Genomic DNA, 8,718 nt, shown 5'->3' on the forward strand with positions numbered 1-8,718 from the left:
ATGAATGTACCTGGTTGGCCTGTGAGTCAGCCTTATTCATCGAATGAATGGGATTATTCTTGCTTTATTGGCTCAATATCACCCGTTTTATTTGTTCTTTTTTCCTTTCTTTTTTCTTGCCAGGTTTCCAATAAGACATAAAAAACAGGAACAAAAACAACAGCAAGACAAGTAGATGCAATCATTCCGCTGGATACAGCAATCCCGATTGATCGTCGTGCATTAGCCCCAGCACCAGTTGCAAATACCAAGGGCATAACTCCCATAATAAACGCAAATGACGTCATTAAAATGGGGCGAAAACGTGTTTTTGCTCCCAGAACAGCTGATTCAAATATGGATTTCTTATGAATTTGGCGGTGCTCATGCGCCACCTCAATGATCAATATCGCGTTTTTCGTTGCCAAAGCAATTAAGAGTAACAAGCCGATTTGCGTATACATGTTATTATCCATACCCAGGCTGGAAAGAGCTAATACTGTTCCTATCAAGGTGAGGGGTACACTGAAAATGATGGAGGTAGGGATGAGCCAATTTTCATACTGGCCTGAAAGTATCAGATAAACAAGAACCAGTGATAACGCAAAAATATAATAACTCATATTCCCGGCAATTTTTTCTTGATAGGCTGTACTGGTCCATTCATAGGACAGTCCTGGAGGTAATTGTTCTTTGGCGGTTTGTTCCATGGCTTGGATTCCTTGACCTGAACTGAACCCTTTTGCGGAAATACCATTTATGTTGCTGGAGGGATAGAGGTTATACAGTGAGATAATCGCAGGACCAACAGCCGGACTTACATCTGTTAATGTGCCTAATGGAACCATTGAACCGGATTGATTTTTTACATAGTAATTCCTTAAGTCTTCAGCTGTGCCTCGTGATTTAGCATCGGCCTGAACGTAAACTTGAAATACTTGTCCAAACTTGGTGAATAAATTGACATAGGATGAGCCAAGATACGTTTGTAATGCATCAAACGCATCTCCTACCTGAACACCCAAAGCCTCAGCTTTTGTCCGATTAATTGGTGCGGAAACCTGGGGTACCTTGGAGCGAAATGAAGTTATCAAATTTTGTACGGCAGGCTGTAACATCCCTTGATTTATGAATTGATCTGTAACTTGTTGCAGTTTGTTATAATCAAAACTTCCATCTTGTAATTCTATTTGCATTTGGAAGCCACCAGAAAGACCTAATCCTTGTATAGAAGGGGGAACTACAACCATAACTTTGGCATCCAGAGTTTCTTTGGCTATGGCATTGAGTTTAGTGTAGAGCGCCATCAGATCTTCTGATTTTCCTCTTAAACTCCAATCCTTAAAGATTAAATACATCACTCCAGCATTTGAAAGACTTGAGTTATTGTCTAAAAGAGAGATCCCATCGATAGTAATAATATTTTCTATGCCATCAATACGTGATATTTTATCTCTTAATTCGTCAGTTACTTTGTTTGTTCGTCCGAGACTGGCACCATCGGGTAATTGGATGTTCAAGACAAGATAACCTTGATCTTCTATGGGTATAAAGCCTGTTGGAATACGTGTCAAACCAAAAATAGCCAGAAGAACCAATAACGCACCAACCAGACATACCACCCCGCTATGATGTACCAGGCGATCAATAAAACCTACATAGGCTTCCTCTAAGGGATTGTATATTCGATCAAAGGTTCTGAAAAAAATATTTTTAGGTTTTGAAGGATCTACAGGTTTTAGCCAGAGCGCACATTGAGTCGGTTTGAGTGTCATCGCATTAATGGCGCTAATAAAGGCAGTTGCAGCAATAACCAGAGCAAACTGGGCATACATGGCTCCAGTGAGTCCTGGCATAAACCCTGCGGGAACAAAAACGGCCATTAGCACCATGGTGATACCCATAATTGGGCCAAAAAGTTCTTTCATGGCTTTAATCGATGCTTCTTTGGGAGCCATTCCTTTTTCAATATGCTGGGTAACTCCTTCAACAATCACTATCGCATCATCTACTACAATACCAATTGCTAGAACCAATCCAAAAAGAGTAAGCAAATTGACGGAATACCCCATCAGCAATAAGGCAAAAAATGTTCCTATTATTGTTACCGGAACTGTGGTTGCTGGTACCAGTGTGGCACGAAAATTTTGCAAAAAAACCACAATAACGATTAAAACGAGTATGCCTGCTTCAATAAGTGTTTTATACACTTCACTGATTGACGCTTTAACAAACATGGTCGTGTCAAAGGGAATGTCGTATTGCAATCCCGGTGGGAATTTTTTAGACATTTTTTCTACTGTTTTTCTTACTTCGCTGGCAACGTCCAAAGCATTCGCGCCGGGTAACTGATAAATACCAATTGCCGCAGTGGGTTTCCCATTAAATTTGGCAAGCTGACTGTAACTTGATGAACCTAATTCAACACGTCCCACATCTTTTATCCGCACGATTTGAGCGGTGCTGCTGGCATTTGAGGTTTCGTTGGAGGATGTATCTATGGTTTTGATAATAATATTAGCGAATTGATTTACATCAGCAAGTTGGCCTGGCACATTTACTGTTAACTGATATGCTTGATCACCCATTGTTGGTGGTGCACCGAGCTGACCCGCTGAAACTTCTTTGTTTTGGTAACTGATTGCATTAATGACGTCGCTTGGATTTAGTGAAAATGCTTGCATTTTCCCTGGATCAAGCCAAATTCTCATGGCATAACTGCCTGCACCAAATACTACAACATTTCCGACACCTGGTAATCGTGACAATTCGTCCTGCATATTAATTTCTGCATAACTGTCTAGAAAAACTCCATCATATTCATTGTTTTTAGATGTTAAGGTTATGAATTGCAGGATTGCAGTGGATTTTTGTTGAACGACTACCCCTTGCTTTTGAACGGATTCAGGTAATTGAGCCAAAGCAGCTTGCACACGGTTTTGGACTAGTACCTGTGCATAGTTGAGATCGGTGCCGATCGCAAAGGTGACAATCAGATTATACGTACCGCTGTTTGTGCTTGTCGATTGCATGTACAGCATGTCCTCAACACCATTCACTTGTTGCTCAATCGGTAGGGCAACAGTATTGATCAGTGTCTTTGCATCTGCTCCTGGATAGTTCGCCGTGACCTGAATAGTAGGAGGAACTATGGCCGGGTATTGAGCCACAGGCAAAATATATATAGCAATTAACCCTATAAAAACAAGAAAGAGAGCAATTACATTCGCCAGCACTGGGCGTTCTATAAAAAATTTTGAAATCATTTAAATTGCTACTCTCCCTGAATAACCCTGATATTAAATTAATGATATTGAGTGTTACCTAATTCTTTTTTTGTAAACCATCATTCTGTGTTTTTGGCGATACCAGATGACTTGGAGTCGCATTCTGAAGACCAGAAACAATAATATTGTCCTGGGGATCAATCCCTTTAAGAACTGCCCGCATTCCATTATTCAAACTGCCTGTCTCAATGCGTTTAAGCACTACGTAATTATTTGAATCGACAGTCAATACATACGCTCCTATCTGATCGTATTGAATAGAGGTATCCGGTATGGTTAGTTTTTTAGACGGTTCCGATACTGGAATGCGTACATTTACAAAAAGCCCAGGAACAAGATCAAGTTGTGCATTTTCCAATAGTGCTCTGAATTCCATGGTGCCTGTTGATGAATTCAAGCCTGTATTGACGAAATCCAATGAGCCTTTGTGGGGAAAATCAGTTTCTGATTGCAATCCGACAAAAACAGGTACTTTGGGGAGAGAGGAGGCCTTTAATCCTCTTTTCTTGGCCGCTGCACGTATTTTGAGTAAATCCAGCTCATTGAGGTATATATAGACGTATATTGGTTTGATTTGTTCTATTGTAGCCAGTTTAGTTGCAGCGCCATTTCCTACGAGGTTACCTGGATCGACTAAATGACGTCCAATACGTCCATCAAATGGAGCAAGTACATGAGTGTAACTGTAAGTAATCGCAGCATTTTTGGCATCGGCCTCTGCTTTGTCAATTTCTGCTTTGGCCTCATCTTTTTTAGAGGCCCATTTTTCAACGCTTTTTAATGAAGTGGCGTTTTGTTTGTACATCAGTTGTTGGCGTTCATATTCTGTTTTGGCATAAGCATATGCTGCCTTTTGTGCTGCTACTGTAGCTTCAGCAGCTTTAAGTTGTTCGTAGTAGGGCTCAGGTTCTATAACAAACAACTCTTGTCCCTTTTTAACATAGGTGCCGTCTACAAATTTTTGTGAATCCAGATACCCATCAACTCTGGCAACCAAATCAACCGAATTATAGGCAACAGTGTTTCCCGTCTGGGTGATGTACTCTGTTACTTCCATTAGTTTGGGTTTTTGTATGATAACGACCGGAGGCGGAAGGCTTGGCGTATTGCTCTTGTGTGGGTGCATTACAAGATAGATAACACAAAGGATGGCTAATCCAATTGCTGCTTTTTTTAATAATTGCGATTTATTATCTAAATTCATAAAAATTACCAGGTTGGTAGATAAAGTTGTTTTATTTGTTGTTTGTTTGTTACTGGTTTTTGATGATTCGATTGTTTTAGTAAACTACCCCAATTGGTTCGCTCAGCCATTTCATTTTTTACCTGACTAGAAACAATATCATTACCATTTCGTATTTGCCAGCCACCGCCAAGTGAACGATATAGTGCTACCAAGGAGAGAGAGACGTCTCCCTTTGCTTTAGTCAATGAAGTCTGAACACGAAGTTGCTGCTGTTCCGCATTGAGAACGGTGGTGTAATCAGACTCTCCTTCTTTATAACGGATTATCGCTAATTTGGTTGATTGGATTGCTGAACCATTGGCTCGGGTCAGTAAATATTCTGTTTTTTGAGATTCGATGTATTGAGTTATATTATCTTGTACTTCTTGTTGAACTTTTAACACAAGATTCAAATAATTTAATAATGCTTGTTGGAATACGGCATCCTGCACACGGACCGAGTTTGTAATTTGGCCATAATTTAAGAATGGCCATATGATAGAAGGGCCTGCAGTAATGGTTCGATTTGACCAGTTAAACAGATCACTGATCGACGTGCTGCCTATATTGTTTGACGAAAATGCAAAAGAACCGTTTAATGACAAAGACGGAAAGAGGTTAGCCTTGATTGCACCTATGGCTTCGGATTGAGCAATAGCTTCCATCCTTGCCTGGTAAATATCGGGTCTGCGTGCAACGGCCTCTTTGGGTATACCTACAGCAACACGCGCTGAGGCTTTGGGAATACCATGACTTTTTTGGATGAGGGCATCTACTTTATTTGGAGTTGTACCTAATAAAACACCCAATACATCTTTTTGGTGTTGCAGTTCACTAATCAGTTGAGGAAGCTTTGATTGTGTTTCAGCCAATTCTGTTTCTGCTTGCTCCACATCAAGCAAACTGGTTTGTCCACCTTTATAACGAGCTTTAGCAATTCGCAAACTTGACGCCTGAACCTGAATATTTGTTTTGGTAATTTTAATTAATTCTTCCTGGGTACGAATATTTATGAAGGTACTGGCAATATCGGCAGTGAGAGTAACTAATGCTTGATCGTAAGCGGCTAAAGATGCAAGAAAAGCTGCATCGTTTGAGCGTATAGCTCTGCGGTATTTACCCCAAAAGTCGAGTTCCCAGCTTGCAGAAAAGCCTAGGGATGCAGTCAGAAAATCAGGAGGTAAAATATTTTGTAATTGACTGCCGCCAATCCGCCAATAGGTATAGCTTCCATTGAGTTCTTGTTGCTGAGGATACAACTCTCCAACTGATTGAGCGAGTTGAGCACGGGCTTGTAATACGCGTACCCCCGCAATTTGCAATGACAGATTGTTTTTGTATCCATTCTGAATTATTGAGGTTAATGTCTGATCATGGAACACATTCCACCAAGTCGCATTTTGAATTGGCGCTTGTTTTACTGACGGGTTGTTTTCCAGCCAATGTTCAGCAATTTTTTTTTGAGGCTCTTTAAAATTAGGTCCAACCATACAGGAGCTAAGTAAAAAGCAAATGATTACTGTTAGAGTCCTCAACATAAGTATTTGAATATCCCTATAGAATTATGGGTGTTCACCACATCTTTTTCTGTCACTTGGTGCAATGTGACCTACCAGTACTTCTTCAAAGAGAAAATGAGCCTTTGCTCATTGGTTGTATATTACTTTTTGCAAGAGTACTCGTAAGATAATAACGATGAATGCTCCTTGGAACAAGTCATTTAGGCAATGAATTTTGATTTTGCTTTTATTTAAAAACATGCCGTCCATTCATTCAATCTACATCTTGAGGCAGTAGACTAAACTTTATTTGATGGGGTTAGCCAGAGAGGCTGGTCTTTGGCCCTTAGCCTGACGGCTATGAGCCAAGGACAACCTTAAAAAGTGAGGAGTTCTCAGGAGTTGTTCGCAGTAAATAGGTCTGGAAAGAATGAAATATCAACAGATTCAAGTATTCCTCACATTTTAAAAGGTTATTTTAATGAAGCCGTTAGGAACAATGGTCATTACATCCTAAAGTTTGGCTCTGATTTGGAGGTGACTATCCGATGCTTTTAATAATTGAGATTCAGACTTAAAAAAGCCAAATTTAGTATCTTGATAAAACTTCACTTCGCCTGTAGAAATATCATGATTTCCTCCAATGATTCCGCATTTTCCTTTTTCAATCAGTTTTTTTAATATAGTGCTACGCTCCATAACTGCATGCACCGTTTTGCGCACATTAATAGCGGTCACTTTTTCTACAAACTCTTCATTATTTGAGGTACGGTCTTCGATTACTGTCTGTTCCGCACTAACCGCAGGTTGAATCTTGGTTAACAATGCAGTCAAATGACCCATTTCTACATGATCACAGGCCCCCTTAATGGCACCACACTTGGTATGACCCAATACGACTATGATTTTGGCGCCGGCAATTTTACAGGCAAACTCCATACTGCCTAGAACATCTTCGTTAATTATAGTTCCAGCAATGCGTACGCTAAATACATCACCCAAACCTTGGTCAAAAATCAATTCAACTGAAGTTCTTGAATCAATACAACTTAAAATAATTGCAAAAGGATGCTGTCCATCAGAGGTTTCATTGGCTTGTTGCAGCAGGTTGCGATTAATTTTTAGGTTATTGATGAATCGTTTATTGCCTTCTTGTAATAAATGTAGGGCAATTACGGGGGTAATCGCTTCTTGCATTTCTTTAGTCAATGTTTTCATTGTTTATCCTTATATAAGCGATCTGGAGTGTGGTTCCATAAGGTTTTCACTTCATTAACTGCAGATCGGATAGTTTCAGCTGATTTTAATCCTCCTTCAAGATAGGTCAGTCCTTGAAGAAGCCAATCAGCTAATTCTGGTTGTACCAATTGATAAAAAACCTGATTTCCATTTTTGCGTTGTTTGACTACCTTATGGGCTCTGAGTGTGGCAAGGTGTTGTGATACTACAGAGTGACTTGTTCCTAAAATAGTTTGCAAGCTATTGACGTTGTGCTCTCCGGTTTGGAGTTCTTCAATGATTCGTATTCGGTGTTGATGAGCAATAGCACTTAAGAACTCTGCCATTTTCTCTGAAATTAATGCTCTGGCTGGCATAATAAGTTCCAGTGTGTGTATATTAGAATATTTTAATATACTCATGTAACTTTACAACTGAATTTTAGTATTTAGGTAACTACCCATGTTATCCCGAACGCATTGCGCTATTGTCCGGGAATACTGAGCTTCTTTCGATCAAATCCCCTCTCCACCGCGCGTAGCGTGGGGGAGAGGGTTTAGGGTGAGGGGGGTAAAATACTTGCGTGCAAAAGCGCGCTCACTATAAATGTTTTTTTTTGTCACTCGCTTAAAAAATAATGCAGTTGCAACCAAGCTCACAAAAATCAACTTGGTAATTCGAGAAACGACATTGGAAGATCATTTATTGTTTTTAAAATAAAATGCTCCTTGGAGGCATGCGCAACCTATATCAACAGCTATTACGATGAATCAGTGTCAAAAGAGAAAGAAAAGAACCTATCATTGTAGTAAATAATTTAATTGAACGCGCGTTTGCGCGCAGGGATTTAACCCCCTCACCCTAAACCCTCTCCCCCACGCTACGCGCGGTGGAGAGGGGATTTGATCGAAAGAAGCTCAATTCTCCCGAACACCAATGCAGTGCGTTCAGGATGACGTGGGTAGTTGCGATTTTTTAATCTTGTAAAGTACGGAGTGCCACTTGATGAGCAAGGATAGATTCGTCATTCGCTTTTGCTCATTCCTCTCCGCTTTGCGGCGCGCTAAAGCGCGTCCAAAATGCTTCGCCGCGCTGTGCGCTCTTCGCTGCGCATTTTGTCGAACCTCATCGGTTCGAACCCTTCCGGGAAACGGAGTTTTATTCTTGTTTGGTGGTTTTATCTCGGTACATGACAAAGAAACTGTCATGCCCGCGCACTGATATATCCCCTCAAATTTGCTAAAAATAATTGCAGTAAAGTTGAAGTCGTGATCTAATTTTCCCCAACAAATTTGTTTGGGGAAAATGATGGAACCTATCGATTTACTACATGACCATCTCATGGAGGAATGTCCTTTTATCCATGGCAAACGTTTACAAGCATTAATGGATGTAGCATGTTCACTACAAAAGAAGCAAAACCTATCGCTGACAGCAATAGGCAAAGGATTAACTGGAAACAGTTCATTAAAACACAAGATTAAAAAGGTAGATCGTCTTGAGGGCAACA

5 protein-coding genes and 1 pseudogene are annotated in these 8,718 nt (G+C 40.3%); 1 reads left to right on the top strand and 5 read right to left on the bottom strand.

Translation table 11 applies throughout. The annotated features are described in order from the left end of the window. Nucleotides 1-53: 53 nt before the first annotated feature. From G543_RS0104605 to G543_RS0104625, 5 genes are all read right to left on the bottom strand, one after another. Nucleotides 54-3,245 carry an efflux RND transporter permease subunit gene (locus tag G543_RS0104605; protein WP_028383500.1) on the bottom strand — a complete coding sequence of 1,064 codons (3,192 nt, stop codon included), beginning with the start codon at nt 3,243-3,245 and terminating at the stop codon, nt 54-56. Nucleotides 3,246-3,303: 58 nt separating this feature from the next. Continuing rightward, nucleotides 3,304-4,470 (bottom strand): efflux RND transporter periplasmic adaptor subunit, encoded by a 1,167-nt coding sequence (locus tag G543_RS0104610; RefSeq protein ID WP_028383501.1) that lies wholly within the window; start codon nt 4,468-4,470, stop codon nt 3,304-3,306. Between the two features lie 5 nt (nt 4,471-4,475). Then, complete coding sequence (locus tag G543_RS0104615) at nt 4,476-6,029, bottom strand: efflux transporter outer membrane subunit (protein WP_028383502.1); 1,554 nt, start codon at nt 6,027-6,029, stop codon at nt 4,476-4,478. Between the two features lie 474 nt (nt 6,030-6,503). Beyond that, nucleotides 6,504-7,208, bottom strand: coding sequence for a carbonic anhydrase family protein (locus tag G543_RS0104620; RefSeq protein WP_028383503.1), 705 nt, complete (start codon nt 7,206-7,208; stop codon nt 6,504-6,506). After that, complete coding sequence (locus G543_RS0104625) at nt 7,205-7,585, bottom strand: ArsR/SmtB family transcription factor (protein WP_028383504.1); 381 nt, start codon at nt 7,583-7,585, stop codon at nt 7,205-7,207. The genes G543_RS0104620 and G543_RS0104625 overlap by 4 nt, the downstream gene beginning before the upstream one ends. Nucleotides 7,586-8,513: 928 nt before the next feature. On the opposite strand from G543_RS0104625, the pseudogene G543_RS18925 reads away from it, so the two are divergent. After that, a pseudogene (locus tag G543_RS18925) lies at nt 8,514-8,718 on the top strand (IS4 family transposase); the annotation flags it as partial.

The organism is Legionella moravica DSM 19234 (assembly GCF_000423305.1).
Classification (GTDB): domain Bacteria; phylum Pseudomonadota; class Gammaproteobacteria; order Legionellales; family Legionellaceae; genus Legionella; species Legionella moravica.

Bases quoted from the DNA above. Each gene is read 5' to 3' on its own strand.
- G543_RS0104605 (WP_028383500.1), bottom strand. From the start codon at position 3,245: ATGATTTCAAAATTTTTTATAGAACGCCCAGTGCTGGCGAATGTAATT.
- G543_RS0104610 (WP_028383501.1), bottom strand. From the start codon at position 4,470: ATGAATTTAGATAATAAATCGCAATTATTAAAAAAAGCAGCAATTGGA.
- G543_RS0104615 (WP_028383502.1), bottom strand. From the start codon at position 6,029: ATGTTGAGGACTCTAACAGTAATCATTTGCTTTTTACTTAGCTCCTGT.
- G543_RS0104620 (WP_028383503.1), bottom strand. From the start codon at position 7,208: ATGAAAACATTGACTAAAGAAATGCAAGAAGCGATTACCCCCGTAATT.
- G543_RS0104625 (WP_028383504.1), bottom strand. From the start codon at position 7,585: ATGCCAGCCAGAGCATTAATTTCAGAGAAAATGGCAGAGTTCTTAAGT.